The 21,998-nt window shown below is 66.7% G+C and carries 21 protein-coding genes, 2 pseudogenes and 1 other annotated feature; of the genes and pseudogenes, 6 read left to right on the top strand and 17 right to left on the bottom strand.

The features are described from left to right. Positions 1 to 36: 36 nt before the first annotated feature. From nifN to IGS68_RS09265, 3 genes and pseudogenes are all read right to left on the bottom strand, one after another. Complete coding sequence (gene nifN / locus IGS68_RS09275; protein ID WP_201079215.1) at positions 37 to 1,407, bottom strand: nitrogenase iron-molybdenum cofactor biosynthesis protein NifN; 1,371 nt, start codon at positions 1,405 to 1,407, stop codon at positions 37 to 39. 10 nt (positions 1,408 to 1,417) lie between these two features. Then, positions 1,418 to 2,791, bottom strand: coding sequence for a nitrogenase iron-molybdenum cofactor biosynthesis protein NifE (gene nifE, locus IGS68_RS09270; protein ID WP_201079213.1), 1,374 nt, complete (start codon positions 2,789 to 2,791; stop codon positions 1,418 to 1,420). A 110-nt stretch (positions 2,792 to 2,901) separates the two neighbouring features. Next, positions 2,902 to 3,354, bottom strand: a pseudogene (locus IGS68_RS09265) (nitrogenase component 1); the annotation flags it as partial. A 54-nt stretch (positions 3,355 to 3,408) separates the two neighbouring features. Here IGS68_RS09265 and IGS68_RS09260 point away from each other — a divergent pair. After that, positions 3,409 to 4,640 (top strand): IS3 family transposase gene (locus tag IGS68_RS09260; RefSeq protein ID WP_201072042.1). Its coding sequence is split into 2 segments (ribosomal slippage): positions 3,409 to 3,703 and positions 3,703 to 4,640, totalling 1,233 coding nucleotides; the frame shifts between segments, so codons are not numbered across the junction. Next, positions 3,693 to 3,809: a sequence feature (AL1L pseudoknot), on the top strand. Its footprint overlaps the gene before it by 117 nt. Positions 4,641 to 4,678: 38 nt before the next feature. On the opposite strand, the pseudogene nifK reads toward IGS68_RS09260, so the two are convergent. The 3 genes and pseudogenes from nifK to nifH form a co-directional block, all read right to left on the bottom strand. Then, positions 4,679 to 5,776 (bottom strand): annotated as a pseudogene (nifK, locus tag IGS68_RS09255) (nitrogenase molybdenum-iron protein subunit beta); the annotation flags it as partial. A 101-nt stretch (positions 5,777 to 5,877) separates the two neighbouring features. Next, complete coding sequence (gene nifD / locus IGS68_RS09250) at positions 5,878 to 7,323, bottom strand: nitrogenase molybdenum-iron protein alpha chain (RefSeq protein ID WP_201079209.1); 1,446 nt, start codon at positions 7,321 to 7,323, stop codon at positions 5,878 to 5,880. Between the two features lie 148 nt (positions 7,324 to 7,471). After that, on the bottom strand, positions 7,472 to 8,371 hold the full coding sequence (nifH, locus tag IGS68_RS09245) for a nitrogenase iron protein (protein ID WP_201079207.1): 900 nt from the start codon (positions 8,369 to 8,371) through the stop codon (positions 7,472 to 7,474). A gap of 332 nt (positions 8,372 to 8,703) precedes the next feature. Between nifH and IGS68_RS09240 the strand changes: the two genes are divergently transcribed. The 5 genes from IGS68_RS09240 to IGS68_RS09220 all read left to right on the top strand — a co-directional run bounded on the left by IGS68_RS09240 (position 8,704) and on the right by IGS68_RS09220 (position 13,769). Next, on the top strand, positions 8,704 to 9,567 hold the full coding sequence (locus IGS68_RS09240) for an NAD(+)--dinitrogen-reductase ADP-D-ribosyltransferase (RefSeq protein ID WP_201079205.1): 864 nt from the start codon (positions 8,704 to 8,706) through the stop codon (positions 9,565 to 9,567). 30 nt (positions 9,568 to 9,597) lie between these two features. Continuing rightward, complete coding sequence (gene draG / locus IGS68_RS09235) at positions 9,598 to 10,491, top strand: ADP-ribosyl-[dinitrogen reductase] hydrolase (protein WP_201079202.1); 894 nt, start codon at positions 9,598 to 9,600, stop codon at positions 10,489 to 10,491. 25 nt (positions 10,492 to 10,516) lie between these two features. Next, entirely contained in the window at positions 10,517 to 10,909 is a 393-nt protein-coding gene (locus IGS68_RS09230; protein ID WP_201079200.1) for an ArsC/Spx/MgsR family protein, read from the top strand. Positions 10,910 to 10,950: 41 nt separating this feature from the next. After that, positions 10,951 to 11,712: a class II glutamine amidotransferase gene (locus IGS68_RS09225; protein WP_201079198.1), complete on the top strand. Its 762-nt coding sequence runs from the start codon at positions 10,951 to 10,953 to the stop codon at positions 11,710 to 11,712. A gap of 77 nt (positions 11,713 to 11,789) precedes the next feature. Then, positions 11,790 to 13,769 (top strand): ATP-binding protein, encoded by a 1,980-nt coding sequence (locus IGS68_RS09220; RefSeq protein ID WP_201079197.1) that lies wholly within the window; start codon positions 11,790 to 11,792, stop codon positions 13,767 to 13,769. Positions 13,770 to 13,771: 2 nt separating this feature from the next. Here IGS68_RS09220 and IGS68_RS09215 read toward each other — a convergent pair whose 3' ends face one another. The 11 genes from IGS68_RS09215 to nifB all read right to left on the bottom strand — a co-directional run bounded on the left by IGS68_RS09215 (position 13,772) and on the right by nifB (position 21,592). Then, complete coding sequence (locus IGS68_RS09215; RefSeq protein WP_201079195.1) at positions 13,772 to 14,605, bottom strand: SIR2 family NAD-dependent protein deacylase; 834 nt, start codon at positions 14,603 to 14,605, stop codon at positions 13,772 to 13,774. Positions 14,606 to 14,618: 13 nt separating this feature from the next. Then, positions 14,619 to 15,812, bottom strand: coding sequence for a DegT/DnrJ/EryC1/StrS family aminotransferase (locus IGS68_RS09210; RefSeq protein WP_201079193.1), 1,194 nt, complete (start codon positions 15,810 to 15,812; stop codon positions 14,619 to 14,621). After that, positions 15,809 to 16,090 (bottom strand): hypothetical protein, encoded by a 282-nt coding sequence (locus IGS68_RS09205; protein WP_201079191.1) that lies wholly within the window; start codon positions 16,088 to 16,090, stop codon positions 15,809 to 15,811. Before IGS68_RS09205 ends, IGS68_RS09210 begins: the two co-directional genes overlap by 4 nt. Positions 16,091 to 16,093: 3 nt before the next feature. Beyond that, positions 16,094 to 16,300 (bottom strand): putative nitrogen fixation protein NifT, encoded by a 207-nt coding sequence (gene nifT, locus IGS68_RS09200; protein ID WP_201079188.1) that lies wholly within the window; start codon positions 16,298 to 16,300, stop codon positions 16,094 to 16,096. Positions 16,301 to 16,351: 51 nt separating this feature from the next. Next, positions 16,352 to 17,497: a cysteine desulfurase family protein gene (locus tag IGS68_RS09195; RefSeq protein WP_247881248.1), complete on the bottom strand. Its 1,146-nt coding sequence runs from the start codon at positions 17,495 to 17,497 to the stop codon at positions 16,352 to 16,354. Positions 17,498 to 17,542: 45 nt separating this feature from the next. Beyond that, a complete protein-coding gene (locus IGS68_RS09190) occupies positions 17,543 to 17,899 on the bottom strand; it encodes a nitrogen fixation protein NifZ (RefSeq protein ID WP_201079186.1) in 357 nt (118 codons plus the stop codon). A 38-nt stretch (positions 17,900 to 17,937) separates the two neighbouring features. Next, complete coding sequence (locus IGS68_RS09185; RefSeq protein ID WP_201079184.1) at positions 17,938 to 18,246, bottom strand: nitrogen fixation protein NifZ; 309 nt, start codon at positions 18,244 to 18,246, stop codon at positions 17,938 to 17,940. Positions 18,247 to 18,282: 36 nt separating this feature from the next. Then, positions 18,283 to 19,053 (bottom strand): 4Fe4S-binding leucine-rich repeat protein, encoded by a 771-nt coding sequence (locus IGS68_RS09180; RefSeq protein ID WP_201079182.1) that lies wholly within the window; start codon positions 19,051 to 19,053, stop codon positions 18,283 to 18,285. Continuing rightward, a complete protein-coding gene (locus IGS68_RS09175) occupies positions 19,050 to 19,607 on the bottom strand; it encodes a hypothetical protein (protein ID WP_247881247.1) in 558 nt (185 codons plus the stop codon). Before IGS68_RS09175 ends, IGS68_RS09180 begins: the two co-directional genes overlap by 4 nt. A 117-nt stretch (positions 19,608 to 19,724) precedes the next feature. Next, positions 19,725 to 19,916, bottom strand: a complete 192-nt coding sequence (locus IGS68_RS09170) for a 4Fe-4S dicluster domain-containing protein (protein WP_201079180.1) — start codon at positions 19,914 to 19,916, stop codon at positions 19,725 to 19,727. A 131-nt stretch (positions 19,917 to 20,047) separates the two neighbouring features. Beyond that, on the bottom strand, positions 20,048 to 21,592 hold the full coding sequence (nifB, locus tag IGS68_RS09165) for a nitrogenase cofactor biosynthesis protein NifB (protein ID WP_201079178.1): 1,545 nt from the start codon (positions 21,590 to 21,592) through the stop codon (positions 20,048 to 20,050). Positions 21,593 to 21,998 lie beyond the last annotated feature (406 nt).

Raw genomic sequence — 21,998 nt, 5'->3', positions numbered from 1 at the left:
GGCGGGGCCGCCGTTCCGGGCGTGGTGGAGACGAGCCTAAGCCGCCGCGTGCGGACCGGCATGGTGGTCCTCCATCCCTCTGGGAGTGGACCCGGCATCGTGGGCGGCGTGCGCGTGGTCGTTGGCAAGGAAGATGTTGCCCAGCTCGAACAGCAGCTCGCGGGTGCCGCGATAGCCCACGGTGACCCGGTGCCCGGCGCCCAGGCGGTCGAAGGTCGGAAAGCCCGCGCGCACCAGCGGCGTTCCCAGCCGCTCTACGGACTGCCGGGCGTGGCTGTTGGAAATCACCAGGTCGGCGCCGCGGGACAGCGTCTCGAAATCCTCGTGGTCGCCGACCAGCAGCGACCATGCCTTGATCCTCTCCAATGCCGGCGACTGGGTCGGGGCCACCGCGGCGGTGACTTCGCAGCCCATGTCCCGCAGGAAGCCGCAATAGGCGTAGAGAAGGTCCGGCTCCAGGGCCACCGCCACCCGCTTGCGGGTGAAATAGAAATGCCCGTCCAGCATGCCGTCGACCAGATGTTCCCGCTGGCGCCGGATCCGCGGCGGAACCGGCCTGCCGCTGACCTCGGCCAGCGTCCGGACCAGATGGTCGACCGCCTCCAGCCCGACCAGCCGGTCGAACAGCTTGAAGGGGACCCCCGTCTTCCTCTCGAGCACCTGGGCCGGCTTGCGCATGTGCTCGCCGATCGCCAGCGTCAGGACCGCGGCTCCCATGCCCTTGATCTCGGACACCGTCACGCCGCCCAGGGTGGTCGCCTTGAAATCGTCGGGCTGGCGACCGCCCATCGAGGTGGACAGGTCGGGCAGGATCACCGGGGAGAGGCCGAACCCCTCGACCAGATCACGGATCTCCTCGACGTCGCCAGGCGTCAGATGGCTGCCCGCCAGCACGTTGACGCGGCCGGACACCTTCATCTCGGCGGGAGAGACGAGGCTTTCGATGACTGCGGTCACCGTGTTGGCGAAGCCGTCCTCAAGCCCCCCGGTGAAGTCCGGCGTGTTGATGAAGACAAGGTTGCACTTCGCGGCAATTTCCGGGTGCTTCTTGCGGAAGGTCGCGAGCGCCCCCTGCATGTCCTCGCCCTTGGTCTCGGTCAGCCCGGTCGTGCAGACGCCGATGATCTCCGGCGTGTTGCGCTCGTACATGGTGAGCACCGCCGCTTCCAGGTTTTCGTAGCCGCCCAGGATTGTCTGGACCTGGTCCATGGCGGTGGTCTGGAGCGGGATCGCCTCCCGGAAGTGCCGGACCATCAGGACCAGGCCGAAGGCGGTGCAGCCCTGGCTGCCGTGGAAGCAGGGCAGGCAATTGTCGATGCCCAGCAGGGCGAGCGCGCCGCCCAGCGGCTGGCTCATCTTCAACGGATTGATCGCGGCGGCCTTGTTGGACTGGTGAGCCTTGAACATAGCCGTCCCCTCATTCCCACGGTGCCGGCATGCGGACCTGGCGCCAGATCGGGTTGCCGAGGGTCTTGTCGATTTCCTCGACCAGGGCCACGATGCCCTCGTAGCCGGCGAAGGCGACATGCCGCTCCTGGTTCACGTCCAGCCAGGGGACCTTGGCCTTGAGCGCGATGAACTGGCTGCGTCCGCCGGACAGCATGATGTCGGCCTTGCTCTCGCGCAGCATCTTGGCGATGTCGCGGGGCTTGAGGTCTTCCCACATGTGGAATTCCTCGCCCTTCATCTTCTTGATCCGGTCCTTGTCTTCTTTGGTCGACTTCTTGACGCTGGTGCCGATGATCTCCAGCCCGGCGCCCTCGAGCGCCGACACCATCGACCAGCTCTTGACGCCGCCGGTGAACAGCAGCACCCGCTTCCCGGTCAGCCGCTCCTTGTAGGGATCGAGGCGGCGCCAGGCGCGCGCCTCCTCCTCGCGGATGATGGCGTCGGTGCGCGAGATCAGCTCGACCGGCGCACCGCGCTCCACCAGGAGCATCGCGATGTTGCGCAGCGTGTCGCTCATGTCCGACACGCCGTAGAAGGACCCTTCGAAGAACGGGATGCCGTACCGCTCCTCCATCTTGCGCGCGACGTTGATCAGCGCCTGGGAGCAGACCAGCATGTTGACCCGGGCGCGGTGCGCCGAGGCGACCTCGTTGTACTTGCCGTCGCCCGAGATCATGGAAAGGATGCGCACGCCCATCCGGTCGAGCAGCGGCTTGACCTGCCAGAACTCGCCGGCGAGGTTGTATTCGCCGATGATGTTGATGTCGTAGGGCGTGGTGAATTCGGGTTCGCGAGTCCCGATCACATGGTCCAGCAGCGTCTCGCCGGCCAGCTTGTTGTCCAGGTTCTTGCTGCCCACGAATCCGGGCGCATTGACCGGGATGATCGGCTTGCCCAGCTTGTCGGCGGCGAACTTGCAGACGGCTTCCACGTCGTCGCCGATCAGGGCCGGGACGCAGGTCTGGTAGACGAAGACGGCGGGCGGATCGTACTTCAGGACGATCTCCTTGATCGCCTTGAACAGCTTCTTCTCGGCGCCGTGGATGATGTCCAGTTCGCTGAGATCGGTGGTGAAGCCGGTGCGGTAGAGCTGCGAATGGGACGACTTCGAACCGCGGTTGTCCCAGGAATTTCCTTCGCAGGCGATCGGCCCGTGTACCAGATGGGCGGCATCGGCGATCGGCTGCAGCGCGATCTTGGCGCCGTCGAAGGCGCAGCCGCCGGCGGCGGCACCCGGCTTCAGGGCCTTCGTGCAGCCTTTCTTGCGCTCCTTCTCGGTCTTCCCCTGGTTCGTGGCACAGCCAGGTTCATTGAAGACTTCCTGTACCTTGTCGACCAGCATCTCGATCCCCCGTCAGCAGACCGCACCCGAAGATGCGCCGATGTGAAGCGCCGTAGTCCAGGGTAGTGCCCGGCGCCGCACCGGAAGATGCGGCGCCGGGGTTCGCGTGCTCAGCGGATCAGGTCGAACGAGTAGTCGGTCTCGCCGGCGATGTTCGTCTTCTGGTCGTAGTCGTCCAGGATCTTGTCCAGGATCCGGACCAGGACATTCAGGCCGCCCTGATAGCCCCAGGTCGGATAGCGGTGGTGGTGGTGACGGTCGAAGATCGGGTAGGTCAGGCGGATGAGCGGGATCTTGGTGTCACGCTCCAGGTACTTGCCGTAGCTGTTGCCGATGATGTAGTCGACCGGGTCGGTGAACAGCAGCGAGTGCAGGTGCCACAGGTCCTTGCCGCCGTAGGCGGCGCCCGACTTGCCGAAGGGGCTGCCGTCGAGCAGCTTCTGGACCTGCTTGTCCCACTTCTTGGAACCCGAGGTGGACAGGATGTGGACCGGCTCGGCCCCCATCTCCAGCAGGAACTTGGTCATGCCCAGGCAGAAGTCCGGGTCGCCGTAGACGGCGAAGTGAACCGCGCCGGGTTTACCGGAGGCCCCATTTCTTGAGAGACTGGGGTCATCATGACGAAACAGGCATCACCCAAGTACGCCCCTGAAGTCCGCGAACGCGCGGTTCGGATGGTGTTCGAGCACGAAGGCGAGCACGCGTCGCAGTGGGCGGCGATCAGCTCGATCGCGACCAAGATCGGCTGCACGGCGGAGACGCTGCGGGGCTGGGTCCGGCAGGCCGAGCGCGACCAGGGCAAGCGGCCTGGTCCGACAACGGACGAGCAGGAGCGGATCAAGGCGCTGGAGCGCGAAGTCCGTGAGCTGCGCCAGGCAAACGAGATCCTTCGCAAGGCATCGGCGTATTTCGCCCAGGCGGAGCTCGACCGCCCGTTCCGGAAATGATCGCCTTCATCGACGAGCAGCGCGCCGTCCACGGGGTCGAGCCGATCTGCAAGGTGCTGCCGATCGCCCCGTCGACCTACCGCGCCCATGCCGCCCGGCGGACTGACCCGTCAAAGGCGCCGGCCCGCTGGCGAAGCGATGCCGAGATAAGCGTGGTTATCCGGCGGATCTGGGATGAGAATTTCCAGGTCTACGGGGTCCGGAAGGTCTGGCGGCAGTTGCGGCGGGAAGGCCTTGCCGTGGCGCGTTGCACGGTAGCCCGCCTGATGCGGCGTATGGGGCTGAAGGGGGTGACACGCGGCAAGACGGTACGGACGACGATAAGCGACCTGGCGGCGCCGTGTCCGCTCGACCGGGTGAACCGTCAGTTCCGGGCGCCCCGCCCGAACACCCTGTGGCTGGCGGATTTCACGTATGTGGCGACTTGGCAGGGCTTCGTCTACGTGGCCTTCGTCATCGACGCCTTTGCCCGGCGGATCGTCGGCTGGCGGGTCTCCAGCACCGCCCACGCCGGCTTCGTGCTGGATGCCCTGGAGCAGGCGCTTCACGACCGCCGACCTGCCAAAGGCAGCGGTCTCATTCATCATTCCGATCGCGGGTCGCAATATGTCGCTATCAAGTACACCGAGCGTCTCACCGACGCTGGCGTCGAGCCCTCCGTGGGAAGCGTTGGCGATTCCTATGACAATGCCTTGGCCGAGACGATCAACGGCCTCTACAAGACCGAGGTGATCCGGCGCCGCGGACCGTGGCGCACCCTGGAAGCCGTCGAGTTCGCCACCCTGGAATGGGTGGACTGGTTCAACCACCGGCGCCTGCTCGAGCCCATCGGCAATATCCCGCCCGCCGAGGCCGAAGCGCGCTACTATGCTCAAACCGAGGACGTCGCCATAGCGGCGTGACTCAACTAAATCGGCCTCCGGGAATCCCGGGGCGGTTCAAAGCGCTTGCCGTGGATGTGGGTGTGGCTGTCGGCGATCGCGTCGACCAGGCGGCCGCGCTCCAGGGTCAGCTCGGCCGGGACCGGCTTGCCGGTCAGCTCGACCAGCTTCAGCAGGAACTCGTCGGTGGCGCCGACGCCCATCGGATAGTTGAACTTGGCGACCGCCTGGTCCTTGTCCTTGATGTAGGAGAGGGTCTGCGGGGTGCAGTACTCCTGCATCGAGATCGTGGCCTTGGCGTTCTTCGCGGCCTTGGTCTGCTCCAGCGTCGTGCCGCCGTCGTAGAGGCGGAACTGGCCGTCGGTCGGGGTGTCGAACACGTCCGAGACGTCCGACAGGATGGTGGCGTCGATGCCGAACAGGCCGAAGATGCGCTTCAGTTCACGGTTGTTGCCGACGGCGTAGCCGTCGAAGCCGCCGATCACGTTGACGCTGTCGTTCTCTTCCCGGGCGGGCGAGCCCTCGGCATCCCAGAAGTAGCTCAGGATGCCCTTCATCATGTTGTCGTAGCCGGTGACGTGGCTGCCGACGAAGGCCGGAGTGTGGGCGTGGGGCGCCGGGAAGTCCTGCGGGATGCTGTCCTTGTTCTTCGCGTTGACGATGAAGCCCTGCAGGTCGTCGCCGATGACTTCGGCCATGCAGGTGGTCAGGACGGCGATCATCTTCGGCTGGTACAGGCTGTAGGTGTTCGCCAGGCCGTCGATCATGTTGTTGAGGCCGCCGAACACCGCCGCGTCCTCGGTCATCGACGAGGAGACCGCGGAGTTCGGCTCCTTGAAGTGACGGGTCAGGTGCGAGCGGTAATAGGCGACGCAGCCCTGCGAACCGTGGACGAACGGCATCGTGCCTTCGAAACCCTGGGCAGCGAACACCGCCCCGAGCGGCTGGCAGGCCTTGGTCGGGTTGATCGTCAGCGCCTCGCGGGAGAAATTCTTGGCCTTGTATTCCTCGGACTTGGTCCACTCGGCAACCCGGGAGACCTCTTCCTTGGGATGGCCGTACTCGAACTCCGCCTGCTTGCGCGCGAACACGTCCTTGTATTCGGGCTGGCGGAAGAGCTCCATGTGGTCGATAACTTTTTCGGGATTCTGAGGCATATTCGTCTCCTAGGAATTCCAAGCCGGCAGGAACCGGACGGCGGCGGCAGGCGGGGATGGAGGGCGGGGGCGCCTCGGGCGCCGCCGCCGCCAAGTTGATGTCAGGCCCAGGGAGCCTTGGTCAGGTTCCACACGGGGTTGTTGATCGCCATGTCCATGTCGCGGGCGAAAATGGCGAACCCGTCATAGCCGTGGTAGGGGCCGGAGTAGTCCCAGGAGTGCATCTGACGGAACGGCTTGCCCATCTTCTGGAAGACGTACTTTTCCTTGATGCCCGAAGCGACCAGGTCGGGATCCAGCTTCTCGACGAACTTCTCGAATTCGTAGGCCGTGACGTCGTCGTAGATCAGCGTGCCTTCCTTGGTGTAGTGGGTGGTCCGCTGATAGTCGTCGTTGTGGGCGAACTCGTAGCCGGTGCCGGTCACTTCCATGCCCAGGTCGTGGTAGGCGTCGACCACGTGGCGGGGACGCAGGCCGCCGACATACAGCATGACCTTCTTGCCTTCGAGCCGGGGCTTGTACTTGGCGATCACGCCGTCGACCAGCGGCTGGTACTTGGCGATCACGGCCTCGGCATTCGCCTGGATCTTGTCGTCGAACAGCGCCGCGATCTTGCGCAGGCTCTCGGCGATCTGCGACGGGCCGAAGAAGTTGTATTCCATCCAGGGGATGTTGAACTTCTCTTCCATGTGGCGGGCGATGTAGTTCATCGACCGGTAGCAGTGGATGAGGTTCACCTTGGCCTTCGGGGTGTTCTCCAGCTCGGCCAGGGTGCCGTCGCCCGACCACTGGGCGATCACGCGCAGGCCGATCTCCTCCAGCAGGATGCGGGAAGACCAGGCGTCGCCGCCGATATTGTAGTCGCCGATGATGGTGACGTCATAGGGCGTGCCCTCGAAGTCGGCCTTCGGTTCGGTCTTGTCGAAGATCCAGTCGCGGATGGTGTCGTTGGCGATGTGGTGGCCCAGCGACTGGGACACGCCGCGGAAGCCCTCGCAGCGGACCGGGACGATCGGCTTGCCGATCTCGGCCGACTTGTTGCGGGCGACCGCCTCGATGTCGTCGCCGATCAGGCCGATCGGGCACTCGGACTGGATGGAGATGCCGTTGACCAGCGGGAACAGCTCGTTGATCTCGTCGATGACCTTGCCGAGCTTCTTGTCTCCGCCGAAGACGATGTCCTTCTCCTGGAAGTCGGACGTGAAGTGCATCGTGCCCCAGCTGTCGACGCCGGTGACGCCGATGTAATAGTTGCGGCGGCCCGACCAGGAATAGTAGCCGCAGCCGACCGGGCCGTGGGAGATGTGGATCATGTCCTTGATCGGACCCCACACCACGCCCTTCGAGCCGGCATAGGCGCAGCCGCGGATGGTCATCACGCCGGGGATGGACTTGACGTTCGACTTGACGTCGCAATCCTTGGCCTCGGCGGCCTGGATGCCGATATGCTTCGCGCGGCGCTTGCGCGACTTCTCGGGATAAGCCTCAAGCACCTCGTTGATGAGGGCCTGGGTCGCTTGTTTGCTCTCTTCGTTCGCCAAGCTCATGCCGGCCTCCTGCTGCTCTTCCGTTGCGCGCCGCGCGCGCGATGCGTGGTCCCAGCGCGTCGGTGCGCTGCAGTGATCAACTGCGCCATGGGCGCAATCCTAGGGGATCGGGGGCCGCACCCCGGAGGGAACGCGGCCCCGGGTGCCGTCAGGCGGTGGCGGCGGCCTTGGCGGCTTCCTTCGCCATCAGCTCGGCGAGCTGCTGCTCTTCCGACTTCATGATGCCGAAGTCCATCAGCATCTGCTCCAGCTCTTCCATGGTGATCGGGGTCGGGATCACGCCGTTGCCGGAGTTGTTGTGGATCTTGCTGGCGAGCTGGCGGTACTCGTCGGCCTGCTTGCTGTCCGGCGCGTACTCGATGACGGTCTGGCGGCGCAGCTCGGCATGCTGCACGATGTTGTCGCGCGGCACGAAGTGGATCAGCTTGGAACCCAGGCGCTTGGCCAGCGCGTCGGCCAGGTCGTACTCGCGGTCGGTCTGGCGCTCGTTGCAGATCAGGCCGCCCAGGCGGACGCCGCCGCTGTTGGCGTACTTCAGGATGCCCTTGGAGATGTTGTTGGCGGCGTAGAGCGCCATCATCTCGCCGGACATGACGATGTAGATCTCCTGGGCCTTGTTCTCGCGGATCGGCATGGCGAAGCCGCCGCACACCACGTCGCCCAGCACGTCGTAGGACACGTAGTCCACGTCGTCATAGGCGCCGTTCTCTTCCAGGAAGTTGATCGCGGTGATGACGCCGCGGCCGGCGCAGCCGACGCCGGGCTCCGGGCCGCCGGACTCGACGCACTTGATGTTCTTGTAGCCGATCTTGACGACGTCCGAGAGCTCCAGGTCCTCGACCGAACCGGCCTCGGCGGCGAGGTGCAGGACGGTGTCCTGGGCCTTGGCGTGAAGGATCAGGCGGGTGCTGTCAGCCTTCGGATCGCAGCCGACGATCAGGATCCGCTGATCCAGCTCGACCAGGGCGGCCAGGGTGTTCTGGGAGGTGGTGGACTTGCCGATGCCGCCCTTCCCGTAGAAGGCGATCTGACGAAGCTTGTTAGCCATAAGTTCTCGCTCCTTGGCAGGCTGAAGTAGCCGTTTCGTGGTCCAGTCGCGGCGGGTACAGGGCCGCAGCACGGACCCTCAGATGCACCCCGCGTGCCAAGTCGGGAAACTACATCAACTACTTGAAACTGCTATGTTTTCTAGGCCGGTGACAGCTTGTCGCAGGAGGTCCGCAAGCTGTGTGATACCTGACAATCCCCTACACATTGTCGGGTCTGGCACACCGCGCCGGCTTCCGGGTGGACAATGACCATGCGGCGGGGAGGCTTTTCGGCAGATGGTTACAAGAGGCGAGCCGGACGCTATTCTGCACCCGTCTGAAAGGTGACGGCATGACCGACGACAACGATAACGAAAAAGCGGACGAACCCGCTCCCGTAGCCCAGCGCCAGCACCGGACCGGCCTCGTCAGGGTCCCGCCCGCCCTGCTGGGCTCCACCGCGTTCAACGACGCGCCGGTTCCTCTGCATATCAGCGGCACGCGGCAGCTCCATAAGGAACTCTTCGTCCGGCTGGACGGAACCAAGGGGACGCACGAGGCGGCCGAGGTCTTCCAATCCTATATGAGCGATGCCTTCGGGATCTCGCCCGACTTCAGCGGCAGCGCCGGCGCCGACGGGCGGAAGCGTTTCCGGTCCTCCTACCTGCGTCTGCTCAAGGGCTGGATGTTCGACAGCAACAACGCGGAGGGCGCCGTCCTGAAGGGCTGGGCGGAGAGCCGCTTCGGCCTGTTGCCGACCTTCCACAAGGAGCCGATCCGCCGGATGGCGTCGGAAGCCTGGGCCGGGTACCTGGAGCAGAAGCTGTCGACCCGATTCCACAACAACAGGATTCACGAGCAGCTCGACCTGCTGTTCGAGTTCTGCCAGTGGTCGGTACCGCGCCTGTTCGGTCCCGATTGCGCCCATTTGACGCTGTTCCGCGGCGTCAACGATTTCGAGGAGCATCATATCGTCGAGACGTCCGACAGCCGGACGGCCTGCCGCCGGACCGTGGTCCTGCGGCTCAACAACCTGGTATCGTTCAGCAATGACCGGGATATCGCGGGCCAGTTCGGCGACCATATCCTCGAAGCCAGGGTTCCCTGCGCCAAGCTCGTGTTCTTCCGCGACCTCCTGCCACGCTACCCATTCCAGGGAGAAGGTGAATACCTTGTCGTCGGCGGCGACTACCGGGTCGTCGCCTCGATAGTCTAGGACTGCTCACTGGAAAGCACGGCACAGCCAATGATCGACCCGAAGATCAGGGATCGCGCCCTGGGTGCGTATCTCGGCTTGGCCTGCGGTGACGCGCTTGGCGCCACCGTCGAGTTCATGACCAAGAGCGAGATCGCCCGCGAATACGGCATCCACCGCCATATCAGGGGCGGCGGCTGGCTGCGGCTGTCGCCCGGCCAGGTCACCGACGACACCGAGATGTCTGTCTGGCTCGGCCGCGCCGTGCTGAAGGCCGGCGGCTGGGACCTGAAGCTCGTGGCCGACGGCTACGCCGAATGGCTGCGCGGGGTTCCGGCCGATGTCGGAGACACCACGCGGCGCGGCATCCGGAACTACATGATCAAGGGCGAGATCGAGGCTCCCCTGTCCGAGACCAGCGCCGGCAACGGTGCGGCGATGCGGAACCTGCCGGTGATCCTCTCCACCCTCGGGGATGACGAGGCCTTCGTCCGGCGCAGCCTGGAGCAGTCGCACATCACCCATAACAATCCGCTGTCGGACGCCGCGGTCCTGTGCCTGGGCCGCATGGTCCGGCGCCTGATCCTGGGCGGCGGCATCAAGGAATGCCGGGAGGAGGCCAACGCCCTGGTGGCCCAGCACAGGGCCTTCCGCTTCGCGCCCTATTCGGGGCTGTCCACCGCCTACATCGTCGATACGATGCAGACGGTGTTCCACTACTATTTCCGGACCGACAGCGTCGAATCCTCCATCGTCGAGACCGTCAACCAAGGCGGCGACGCAGACACCACCGGCGCCATCATCGGCATGCTGGCAGGCGCCACCTATGGCGTCGACGATATACCCGCGCGCTGGCTGCGCAAGCTCGACGGCGAGGTGCGGGCCGAGATCGAGCGGCAGACCGACGGGCTGCTGGCGCTGGCCCCCGCCTTCCGCACGCCCTGAGACGAGACGAAAGGACGTTCCAGCCATGGCGACCGTGATCTTCTATGAAAAGCCCGGCTGCATCGGCAACGCGAAGCAGAAGCGCCTGCTGGCCGAAGCGGGCCATAGGGTGGAGGCCCGCAACCTCCTGGCCGAGGCTTGGACTGCCGCGACGCTCCGGCCGTTCTTCGGCGAGCGGCCCGTCGCGGACTGGTTCAACAGGTCGGCCCCGGCGGTCAAGTCGGGCGAGATCGATCCCGGCCGATTCGACGAGGAGTCGGCGCTGGCCGCCCTGATCGCGGCGCCCCTGCTGATCCGGCGTCCCCTGATGCAGGTCGGCGACCGCCGCGAGGCCGGGTTCGAGCCGGATCTGGTGGATGCCTGGATCGGGCTGGCGGCGCCGGTGGGCGGCTCGATCGAGGGGTGCCCGCGCCAGTAAGCCTCTCGACAGAAGGGCCGGATTCTCGTAAGGCCAGGAGCATGTGCGAGCTCCTGGGCATGAACGCCAACGTTCCGACCGACATCTGCTTCAGCTTCGCCGGCCTGATGCGCCGCGGCGGACAGACCGGCCCCCATTCCGACGGCTGGGGCATCACCTTCTACGACGGCAAGGGATGCCGCAGCTTCCACGATCCGCGTCCCAGCGCGGAGTCGGAGATCGCGCGGTTCATCCGCAGCTATTCCATCAAGAGCACCAACGTGATCTGCCATATCCGGCGCGCGAACCGGGGCCGGGTGGCGCTGGAGAACACCCATCCCTTCATCCGCGAGCTGTGGGGCCGCTACTGGACCTTCGCCCACAACGGCCAACTCAAGGGCGTCAAGGCGCTGCCGCTGTCGGTCTACCAGCCGGTCGGCAGCACCGACAGCGAGCACGCCTTCTGCTGGATGCTGGACCGGCTGCGCGAGCGCTGGGACCGGCCGCCGGCGTTCAAGACCCTGTGCCGGGAGATCAAGGCGCTGGCGGAAGAGCTGAACGGCATGGGCGTCTTCAACCTGCTGCTGTCCGACGGACGGGCGCTGTTCTGCTTCTGCAGCACCAATCTCGCCTGGCTGACCCGGCGGCATCCGTTCGGCAACGCCACCCTGATCGACGAAGACCTGAGCGTCGATTTCGCGCAGGAGACGACGGCGAAAGATGTCGTGACGATGATCGCGACCCGCCCGCTGACCCGGGACGAGGAATGGACGATCATGGACAAGGGGTCGCTGGTGGTTTTCCGCGACGGGTGTTGCCTTTGACGATGGATGTATTATTGTAATTGAACTAAATACCTCCGACTCGCGTTGGAGCATCGATTATCGGGAGCCGGCACCGTATGACCGATCACAGCACCGGTCCTGATTCCCTGCTGGGCGCCCTCCTCCGCGCCTCCCCGAGCGCCGTCGTCATCGTGGAACGGCCGGCGGAATCGTCCGTTTCACGCATCATCAGGTCCAACCAGGCAGCCGTATCCCTTCCGACGGCGATCATGGCGGCATTGCTGGACCGGTGCGACGAGGCGTCCCTGACCGGGACGGCCGTCGCCGTGGACCTGCCGCATCAGGACGAAGCCGGCGAGCGCTGGCTACGGCTGACCGCCAGCCGCGAGGGCGCCGTGGTCGTCGGTTCCGCGGCCGACATCACCGAACTGCGGAGGACGCGCCAGGATCTGGACGATCTGAAGGCGGCGTTCGACGGGGCGAAGCGCGAGGCCGAGCGGCAGCGCGAGGCGGCGCACGCGGCCGGCGAGGCGAAGACGCGCTTCCTGGCGACCATGAGCCACGAGCTCCGCACGCCCATGAACGCCATCCTGGGATTCGCCGACCTGTTGAAGGTCTGCACGATCGAGCCGCAGCAGGTCTCCTATGTCGAGATCATCCGGCGCTCTGGCCAGGACCTGCTGCGGGTGCTTAACGACATCCTGGACTTCAGCAAGATCGAGGCGGGGTTCCTGACCCTGGAGCGCCGTCCCTTCAGCCCGGCCTCGATCGCCCGCGACGTGGTCATGCTGTTCGCCGCGACCGCCCGCGACAAGGAGACGTCGCTGTTCGTGACCACCGACTCCGACGTTCCGGACTGGATCGAGGGAGACGTGACGCGGCTTCGGCAGGTGCTGTCGAACCTGATCGGCAACGCCTGCAAGTTCACCGAGGACGGGCGGATCGACGTCCGGGTCTCGGTCGGTCCCGCAGGTATGGTCGAATTCGCGGTGATCGATACCGGGATCGGCATGACGCCCGAGCAGGTCCGCCAGCTCTTCCGGCCCTTCGTCCAGGCCGACGTGACGACTACCCGCCGGTTCGGCGGCACCGGCCTGGGGCTGGCGATCAGCAAGCGGCTGGTCGAGGCGATGGGCGGAACGGTGCGCGTGACCAGCATGCCCGGCGAGGGCTCCGCCTTCCTGGTCCGGATACCGGCGCATGTCTGCGCCCCGCCGGCCTATGCCGACGACGACGGACTGGAAGAGGCGACGGCACCCGACTTTCGCCGGGTGCTGCTGGCCGAGGACAACGCGATCAACCGCATGCTGGTCGAGCGCATCCTGGAGCAGGACGGCCACGAGATCGTTTCCGTGCCGGACGGTCGACTGGCGGTGCTGGAGATCGCGGAGAGCGGCCTCCGGGCTGCGGACAACCCGTCCGGCTACGATCTCGTGCTGATGGACATGCACATGCCGGAAATGGACGGCCCGACCGCGACGCGGACGATCCGGGAGCTGGCCGGGCCGGCATCGTCGATTCCGATCGTCGGGCTGAGCGCCGATGCCATGACCGACCAGATGGACCGCCACATGTCGGCGGGGCTGGACGCCTATCTGACCAGGCCGATCGACCATGGGAAGCTGAGGGCCATCGTCGCCCGGACGCGGCCGAGCGTGCCCGGAGGGCCCGTGAAGATGCCGGAACCGGCTGTGGAGCTGGAACCCCGCCGGGAGGAACCGGAGCCGCAGCACGACCGGGACCTGATCGACGAGGCGCAGATCGAGGAGATCCGCGCCGGCGTGGGCGACGAGATGCTGGCCGAGCTTCTGTCGGCCTTCTGCGACGATGTCGGGAAGGAGTTCGACCGGGTGCGGAACGCCAGCGCCGCGGAGGATTGGGCGGCCCTGGCGGTATCGGCCCATACCCTGAAGGGAGTGGCCAGCAACCTGGGCGCCGCCCGGATCGCCGGGCTCGCCAAGTCGCTGGAACTCGCCGCCAAGGACGCCGCCAACCTCAATACCGTGGCACCGATCCTGGAACTGGACAGCGACCTGTTCGGCAACCTGGCGACGGCGGTTGACCGCACGGTCCGGGAGCTTTCCCGCCGGACCTGAGGTCAGGCTCCGGACAACGCTTCGACCGCTTCGGCCAGGGGCAGGTCGATGCGCGTGATGCCGTAGGTCTCGATGAACTTGGCCTCGTTCCGGGACAGCTCTCCGGAAATCACCGCCCAATGCCGCTCGGCCGACCGCTTGATGATCTGGCGGGCGAAGGTGCGGCCGATCTCGCCGTCGAAACGGCACCCCAGGAACAGGAAGTTGCGTCCCGCCCGGAGGTTCTGCACCGCCGCCGGGATCGGCGACTGGATGTCGATCTCCGTCAGGACCTCGACATAGTCGCTGTCGGAAACCAGGTAGTTGCCGGCCGGCGTCACGGCCCCCATGGGCTTGTAGAGCACCCGGTTCCAGCCGGCGGCGGCATCGGCATCGGCCGGCTCGCCGTCAGGACCGAAATAGCGGACCCACTCGCCCAGGGACTGCGGATGGCTCATACCCTGGATCTGGCCCCAGAACGGGGAGCCGGCCAGCGCGCGCGCCATGGTGTCGTCGTACCAGGTGTCGACGATCAGCGGCAGTTCCGGAATTCCGGCGAGGTAGCGGTGGAGCGCCGTGGGCTCCGGCCCGGTCTTGAACAGACCTGTCAGGATGGTTTCCAGGGTCCGGCGGTGCTTGTGGCTCTCGATATACTGGCTGGCCGCGGTCAGGTGGCGGCGGATGCGGCCGGGCACGGCGGCCTTGGCGGTCAGCGCCGCGACCAGTTCCTCCGGCGAGCGGGGGATCGGGCACGCGCCCTCGACCAGGTCGAACACGCCGGCGCCGAGATACGGGATCACCTGCCGCGCCTTCAGGCCGCCGGCGACTTCCGCCAGCAGGGTGTGGGCTGTCGTCATGGTCTGGATTCCTTCAATAGATGGCGGCGCCTGCGCCGGAATTGACGGTGGCGTCCTTGAGCCGCTGCACGATGAACTCGACCTCGTCCCGGTCGAGGGCGCCGTGGAACGGCACCGCGATCACGCGGTCGGCGGTCTTTTCGGCGACCGGGCAGTCGCCGCGCCGTCCGCCCCGCTCGGCGTAGAATTGCTGGATATGGAGCGGGACGCCGAACGACGCCGAGTCGATCCCCTGGGTCAGCATGTCCTCGATCACCGCGTTGCGCAGGCTGACCGAGAAGCGGGTGCCGAGATGGACCGCGTAGGCGTGGCAATGGACCACCGTCACGCCCGGCGCGTGGTAGGGCGGTTTGATCCCCTCGAAGCTCTGCATCGCCGCCTCGTAATATCCGACGACGGCGCGGCGGCGCTCCAGGATCTCGCCGATCCGCTTCAGCTGGACGAGGCCGAGGGCCGCGTTCAGGTTGCTGAGCTTGGCCTGCCAGGGAACATTGTGGCTGATCACGACCGACTTCAGATGCTCCGGCTCGCGCTTGCGCAGGTAGCGCAGGCGGGACGCCAGGCCGTCGTCGTCGGTCACGACCATGCCGCCTTCCCCGCACAGCAGCGGGCCGGGTTCGGAGAAGTCGAACACCGCGCAGTCGCCGAAGCTGCCGACGATCCGCCCGTGGTAGGTCGAGCCGATCGCCTCGGTCGAGTCCTCGATCAGGACGACGCCGCGCTCGCCGGCCAATGCCCTCAACTCGTCCCAGGGCGCGGGATGGCCGTTGGTGTTGCCGGCGATGATCGCCCTGGTCGCCGGGGTGATGCGTTCCGCCGCCTTGACCGGGTTCAGCGTGTGCGACCAGTAGTCGATGTCGGAGAACACCGGGTTGGCGCCGGCCAGCGCCACGGCATGGACCACCTGGTGCCAGCCGTAGGGCGAGCACAGGATGTCGTCGCCCGGCCCGAACCCGTAGGCCTTCAGCGCCAGCAGCATCGCCATGGTGCCGCTGGTCACCGCGACCGCGTGGCGGCGGCCGACATAGGCGGCGAAGGCCTCCTCGAAGGATTCCGTCAGGCGTCCGTCGTTGAGGCTGGCCGAGGTCAGGATGCGCTCGATCACCCGGGTCTCGGCGGCACCGATGTCCGGCTGGGTCAGCGCGATGTCCGCGAAGACCTCTTCCTCGGTATCCTCGGTCTCCGACGGGCCGGGAGCGCCGGTCATGCCGCCTCCTCGCGCTCGGCGATGACGATGCCGGTCGCCCGGGCCGGCTCGCGGGTCACCTTCCAGCAATGGTCGTGGCTGTCCACCAGATAGAGCAGGTAGGAGGGTTCCTCGCGGAACGGCTCCTCCGACAGGTCGCTCTCCAGGCAGCCGGTGATGGTCAGACCCTGGAACCTCTGCTTGAGCGTCTTGACGACGGCGTCGCGGCGGGTTCCGGCGGCGTAGAGCTGGGAGGCCTGGGCGGCGATGGTCTCGATGCCGGCGAGGGAGAGGGCCATGGCTCAGCCCTCGATCTTGCGGGCTTCGACGGTCAGCGGCAGGCGGGTGTCTTCCGGAAGGTCGGGCATTTCCAGGACCCAACCGTTCTCCAGGGTGACCTTGCCGCCCCAGATCGCCGGCTTCTCGGACGAGACGACGTTCGTCTCCAGATCCTTCTTGGCGACGTAGATCATGAACTGGCCGCCTGACTTGCGAAGCATCACTTTCATCGGAACTCTCCAGAGGTCATCAAATGTCAACTCGGCCCGCACGGATCGCCGTCATGCCGCGAGGCGGGCGGCGATCGGCGGCAGGGCATCCAGGACGGCGTCGATGTCCGACGCCTGGGTGTAGCGGCTGAGGGAGAAGCGCAGGCTGGACGCGGCCAGGGCGGAGCCGAGCCCCAGCGCCAGCAGCACGTGGCTGGGGTCCATGCCGCCCGCGGCGCAGGCGGCGCCCATGCTGACCTGGATCCCCGCCTGGTCGAGCTTCATCAGCAGCGCCTCCCCCTCCATGGGTCGGCCGCTGCGGTCGATGAAGCTGATGTTGGACGTGTTGGGAATGCGCGCGGCGTCGCCGCCGTTGACCCGCGCACCCGGCATCCGGGCCAGCACACCGGCTTCCAGCCGGTCGCGGAGCGCCGCGACGGCGGCGCCGGACCGGGCCGCCAGCGCCTCGACCGCGAGCCGGGCCGCGACACCCAGTCCGACGATCGCCGGGACGTTCTCGGTCCCGCCGCGCAGGTGCCGCTCCTGGTGACCCATGATCACGGGCGCGAGGGCGAAGCCCTTGCGCACGAACAGGACGCCGACGCCCTTCGGCCCGTGCAGCTTGTGCCCGGAGAAGGTCAGCAGGTCGATCTTCATCTCGCGTAGGTCGACCTCCAGCCGGCCGACCGCCTGGACCGCGTCGGTGTGGAAGGCGGCGCCGCGCGACCGGGCGATGTCGGCGGCCTCCGCCACCGGCATCAGGACTCCGGTCTCGTTGTTGGCCCACATCACCGAGACCAGCGCGGTATCGCTCGACACGACCGAGGCCAGTTCGTGCCGGCGGAAGAGGCCGGAGGCGTCCACCGGCAGGACTGTGACATGGTAGCCCTGGCTGCGCAGGTCCTCGAACAGCATCAGGTTGGACGGATGCTCGACCGCCGTCGTCACCACGTGGCGCCGGTCCGGCCGGGCGCGGAGCGTCCCGAGGATCGCCAGGTGGTTGGCCTCGGTGGCGCTCGACGTGAACACCACCTCCGACGCCTTGGCGCCGATCAGCCCGGCGACCGCGCCGCGGGCCTGCCCCACCGCCTGCTTGACCGCCATCGCCGGACCATGGGCGCTGGACGGGTTGGCGTAGAGCTCTCCCAGGTAGGGAAGCATGGCGGCCACGACTTCGGGGGCCGGCATGGTCGTGGCGTTGTTGTCCAGGTAGATCACGGCACACCTCGCATCAGTCGGTCGCGGCGCCCTGCGGGGCCGGGATCAATCCATCCGTCCCGGAACCATGGACCGGGCCCCCAGGACCGGGGCGATCTCCTCCTCCAGGCAGCCGACCAGCTTGCCGCCGGGGAACTCGACCAGGTAGACCGGCAGGTTGTTGGCTTCCGGGGCGTAGCCGACGCGGATGATCTCGCCGACCGTGTCCTTGACCACGAGAAGGCTTCCGGCCGGGCTGTCGGGATGGCTGCCGTCGTTCAGCAGGTCGGACAGCGCCTTGACGGCGATGCCCCACTCGTACTTGGGCTCGCGCGGCGGCACGTACCCGGTCCCGCCCTCCGGCTCCGGGACGGCGATGTCGGAGGTGAGGCCGGTGTCTTCGAGGGATTTCTGATCGGTCATGGCTTCGCTCCGGGGGTGGGATCGGGACGGGCGGCGGTTCAGCCGGCGCGGACGTGGCTCTGCGGGGCGTTGGCGAGGGCATCGACCATCTCCAGCTCCTTGGCGCGCATGCCGATCACCCGGCGATGCTCGTAAAAATCGACGCTGTAGATGTGATACATCTGGAGATAGGAGCCGATGCTGATCACGTAGCCGACGGAGCCGGCCGGGATCAGCACGTCGCCGACCGGCGCGCCGGGATAGGTCCCGTCGTTGCGGATGTCTCGGATGCTGCGGACCTTCTGGCCGACCTCGTACTCGGGCGGGCCTTCCAGTTCGTTGGCGTCCTGCGGATCACGGTTGGCCATGGCGGGGGCTCCGGCTCGGGGTGATGTCATCGGATGTCATGGAACGTCGTCCTGAAGGACGAGGCCGGCGCGCCGGCGCCGGGCGATCTCGCGCACCTCGTCGACCGGATCGTCGATCAGGGAGTCCAGGTACTCGTCCGCGATGCGGCTCGCGACGACGTAGCGCACGCACCAGTCGGCATCGTTGACCATGGCGCTGAGCTTGTCGGGGCAGAGCCGCTGGGCGACATGCAGGCGGACGCGCTGGCTATCGTCCCAGGCCATGCTGGCGAGCCATTCCAGGCCGATCCGCCGGGCGACCTCCAGCCGCACCTCGGCGTCCTCGTCGCGCATCATGGCCGGCAGCATGCCTTCCGGGACGCGGCGGGCCACGCGCAGGCGGACGGAGTAGTCCGGGTCGCGCATCATCGGGGCGAGGTCGCCTTCCTCCAGCCGGCTGGCGACGGAGATCCGCACCTCCCGGTCGGGATCGCCCCGCATCTTGAGCAGCAACCGGCGCGGCAGGCGGCGGGCGACGCTGCTGCGCACCGTCTCGTCCAGGTCGTCCATGAGGCGCGGCACGTGGAACAGCGGCGCATGGCGCACGGCGATGGCGCGCACCTCGAAGTAGGGATGGTCCAGCTGTTCTACCGCGAGATCCTCGTTCCACTGGAAGAACCGCTGGATGCGCTTGGCGTAGCGATCGTGGACGCAGGCCTTGAGCGGCTGGCACCGGCCATCCGGCTTGCGGTCGGCATAGCGGCAGGCGGAGCAGTCCACCGGCCGGCCGAGCCAGTCCAGGGCCTCGTCCATGTCATGGAACGTCATGATTCGTCATCCTCGCGGTCGTTCGCGCGCCGGTCGAGGACTGCCAGCAGGGGCCTGACGCCGATCCGGTCCGCCGGATCGAGTTCGGCCACCTTCTCCAGCAGCGCCCGCCCCTCCTCCTGCCGGCCGAGCCGGGCATGCAGGTAGCCCAGCGCCTTGACCGTGAAGAGATAGATCCGGGGCGCCGGCTCCAGGGCGTCGAAATCGGCGTGGCGGCGCGTGACCAGCCGCCAGTCGGAATGATTGAGACCGATGCCGGCGCTCGCATGGTCGAGCATCCGGACGGCGTAGGTCAGCGTCTCGGCAAGGCGTGCCTTGTAGAGGAAGTACTTGTAGTGTCCGAGATCGACCGCCCGGTGACCCGGCGCGATCGCCGCCGCCCGTGCCAGATGGGACTCGGCCAGCGCGTCGTCGCAATAGTGGCGGCCCGCCAAATGAAGCTGCCGCTCCGCCTCCGCCGGAAGGTCGCCGCCATAGTAGCGGCGCGACAGCCAGGCATCGTCGTCCGGACCACTCGTCGTCAGATCCAAAGGCGCCGTGTCGGGCGGTGTCACTCGCGCGCTCCCGTCAACGCTGGGCGGAAAAGGGGATGGGCGGGGCCGAGGTGCCGAAGACGGGAAGACGCCTGGACCGGCGCTTTCCCGTCCTTCCGAGGCTCCGGATGCGGGGCGTCAGGCCGGCACGCAGCAGTCGGCGGGGCAGACGGCCGCGCATTGCGGGGAGTCGAAGCTGCCCTGGCACTCGGTGCACTTGGACGCGTCGATCACGTAGGTGCCCTTCTTGAAGCTGATCGCCTCGTTCGGGCATTCGGCTTCGCAGGCGCCGCAGACGGTGCAATCGCTCGCTTTGATCTTGTAGGCCATCGGTCTTCTCCTGTTGTACCCGGCCTCGCCGCCGGGATTCCGCTCGCAGTCTCGATTCTCACGCCACCCTGGTCTCTCGCCAAGGTGGCCGATCAGCGCACCACGCGCCTTAGTCGGATCTCCGGTCCGGATCAGGCGCGACGTGCGGTATAGGCACCCTGGCGGATCACCGCGTCGGCGCCGATCTTCTGGCGGATCGCACCCGTCCCGAGCCGCTCGGTGTAGGCGGCGTAGTAGGCCAGGGCCGATTCCTCGATGTATTCGAAGGCGAAGCGGTCCACCGGCTCGATCCCGGCCGCTTCCAGGGACTTGCTCGGGCAGCCGCCGATCTTGGCGACCAGCACGGCGACGCAGTCGTTGATCGCCTGGATGATCGTTTCCAGCCCGTCCTCGTCGCCGGAACCGCCTTCGCAGTAGAGGTCGACGCGCCGGTGGCCGACGAACTTGGCGCCCCTGGCATCGACCTCGTAGATCTGGAACTCCTTGGCGTGGCCGAAATGCTCGTTGATCCGCTCGCCGCCCTTGGTCGCCACCGCGATCAGGATCGGCTTCTCGCCGGCGATGTGGGCGACCTCGGCGATGGCGGCGGCCTTGGACTGGTGGCGCTGGGCGCGCTCGGCCTCGACATGCTCGCGGTAGGTCTCGCGTTTGGTGAAGCCGCCGCCGTCGATGTCGATGTCCATCTGCATGACCTTCTCGGCGGTGAACTCCTCGCCCCGGTCTTCGCCCAGCAGGCCGACGGCGTCGGCGCGGCACTGGCGGCAGTGGCGCATCAGCTTCATGTCGCCTTCGCACCTGTCCTGAAGCGCCTTCAGCTCCTGCGCGGTCGGCCCGCGCTGGCCGGTCAGGCCGAAATGGGTTCCGTGCGCCGGATCCGAGATCAGCGGCATGATGTTGTGCAGGAACGCGCCGCGGGCCTTGACCTCGCGGTTGACGTCCATCAGGTGCTCGTCGTTGATGCCGGGGATCATGACCGAGTTGATCTTGGCGAGGATGCCGGCGTCGCGCAGCATCTCCAGCCCCAGCATCTGGCGCTCGTGGAGGATCCTCGACGCCTCGATCCCGGTCCAGCGCTTATGGTCGTAGAAGATCCAGGGGTAGATGTGCTGGCCGACCTCGGGATCGACCATGTTGATGGTGATCGTGACGTGGTCGATGTTCAGGTCCTTGATCCGGTCCACATAGTCCGGCAGGGCCAGCCCGTTGGTGGACAGGCACAGCTTGATATCCGGAGCCAGCCTGGAGAGCTGCTCGAAGGTCTCGATCGTCTGCTTGGCTCCGGCCGCGAGGCTGTCGCCCGGCCCGGCGATGCCGACCACCGAGAGTTGCGGGATCTCGGCGGCGACGGCCAGGACCTTGCGGACGGCCTGCTCGGCGGTCAGCTTCTCGCTGACGACGCCAGGGCGGCTCTCGTTGGCGCAGTCGTACTTGCGATTGCAGTAGTTGCACTGGATGTTGCAGGCCGGGGCCACCGCCACGTGCATGCGCGCATAGTAGTGGTGCGCCTCTTCGCTGTAGCAGGGATGGTTCTTGACCTTCTCCCAGACTTCCGGCGCCATGTCCGAGGGACCGTCGGAGGAGCCGCAACTGGATGTCGTGCAGCCCGAAGCGGCCGGTGCCGGCTTGGACTTCAACTCCCCCACGCCGAGGATGCTGTCCAACGAGATTACATTCATGGTCCAATCCTTCCCTTGCAGCCGAAGGGCGCCTAGACGCTCTGCGGGAGGACTGAGCAAGAACGGGGCCAATCCGGAAGACTCCGGAATCTCCACTATAGATCAACGAGTTATTCGATCCTCACGGACCGCGCAGTGTCGTGTTGGCAACGCGACGACCCGGCCTGCTGTCGGGATCATGTCGGGTATACGACACGGTTCACGGATCTTATCCGGTGATTGTCGCACCCCCGATGGTGCCGCCGGCCTTGCACGATCCCGCGGGAAGGCATCCCGACGCTGCCCTGGACCGCGAAGTCCAGATCCAGGCGGAGCGGATAACGATCTCGACACCCAAAATGGAACGTGATACCCAAACCAGACGGATGGCGGACTTACGGTATAGATGCAGGCCATACGGTCCGAC

Origin of the sequence: Skermanella sp. TT6, from assembly GCF_016653635.2 — a bacterium.
Taxonomy (GTDB): domain Bacteria; phylum Pseudomonadota; class Alphaproteobacteria; order Azospirillales; family Azospirillaceae; genus Skermanella; species Skermanella cutis.
The sequence above is the reverse complement of the archived record's forward strand: the minus strand, read 5'-3'. Positions and strand labels throughout refer to the sequence as shown.

Coding starts and splice junctions, on each gene's coding strand:
- nifN (WP_201079215.1), bottom strand. CDS start 1,407: ATGTTCAAGGCTCACCAGTCCAACAAGGCCGCCGCGATCAATCCGTTG.
- nifE (WP_201079213.1), bottom strand. CDS start 2,791: ATGCTGGTCGACAAGGTACAGGAAGTCTTCAATGAACCTGGCTGTGCC.
- nifD (WP_201079209.1), bottom strand. CDS start 7,323: ATGAGCTTGGCGAACGAAGAGAGCAAACAAGCGACCCAGGCCCTCATC.
- nifH (WP_201079207.1), bottom strand. CDS start 8,371: ATGGCTAACAAGCTTCGTCAGATCGCCTTCTACGGGAAGGGCGGCATC.
- IGS68_RS09240 (WP_201079205.1), top strand. CDS start 8,704: ATGACCGACGACAACGATAACGAAAAAGCGGACGAACCCGCTCCCGTA.
- draG (WP_201079202.1), top strand. CDS start 9,598: ATGATCGACCCGAAGATCAGGGATCGCGCCCTGGGTGCGTATCTCGGC.
- IGS68_RS09230 (WP_201079200.1), top strand. CDS start 10,517: ATGGCGACCGTGATCTTCTATGAAAAGCCCGGCTGCATCGGCAACGCG.
- IGS68_RS09225 (WP_201079198.1), top strand. CDS start 10,951: ATGTGCGAGCTCCTGGGCATGAACGCCAACGTTCCGACCGACATCTGC.
- IGS68_RS09220 (WP_201079197.1), top strand. CDS start 11,790: ATGACCGATCACAGCACCGGTCCTGATTCCCTGCTGGGCGCCCTCCTC.
- IGS68_RS09215 (WP_201079195.1), bottom strand. CDS start 14,605: ATGACGACAGCCCACACCCTGCTGGCGGAAGTCGCCGGCGGCCTGAAG.
- IGS68_RS09210 (WP_201079193.1), bottom strand. CDS start 15,812: ATGACCGGCGCTCCCGGCCCGTCGGAGACCGAGGATACCGAGGAAGAG.
- IGS68_RS09205 (WP_201079191.1), bottom strand. CDS start 16,090: ATGGCCCTCTCCCTCGCCGGCATCGAGACCATCGCCGCCCAGGCCTCC.
- nifT (WP_201079188.1), bottom strand. CDS start 16,300: ATGAAAGTGATGCTTCGCAAGTCAGGCGGCCAGTTCATGATCTACGTC.
- IGS68_RS09190 (WP_201079186.1), bottom strand. CDS start 17,899: ATGACCGATCAGAAATCCCTCGAAGACACCGGCCTCACCTCCGACATC.
- IGS68_RS09185 (WP_201079184.1), bottom strand. CDS start 18,246: ATGGCCAACCGTGATCCGCAGGACGCCAACGAACTGGAAGGCCCGCCC.
- IGS68_RS09180 (WP_201079182.1), bottom strand. CDS start 19,053: ATGACGTTCCATGACATGGACGAGGCCCTGGACTGGCTCGGCCGGCCG.
- IGS68_RS09170 (WP_201079180.1), bottom strand. CDS start 19,916: ATGGCCTACAAGATCAAAGCGAGCGATTGCACCGTCTGCGGCGCCTGC.
- nifB (WP_201079178.1), bottom strand. CDS start 21,592: ATGAATGTAATCTCGTTGGACAGCATCCTCGGCGTGGGGGAGTTGAAG.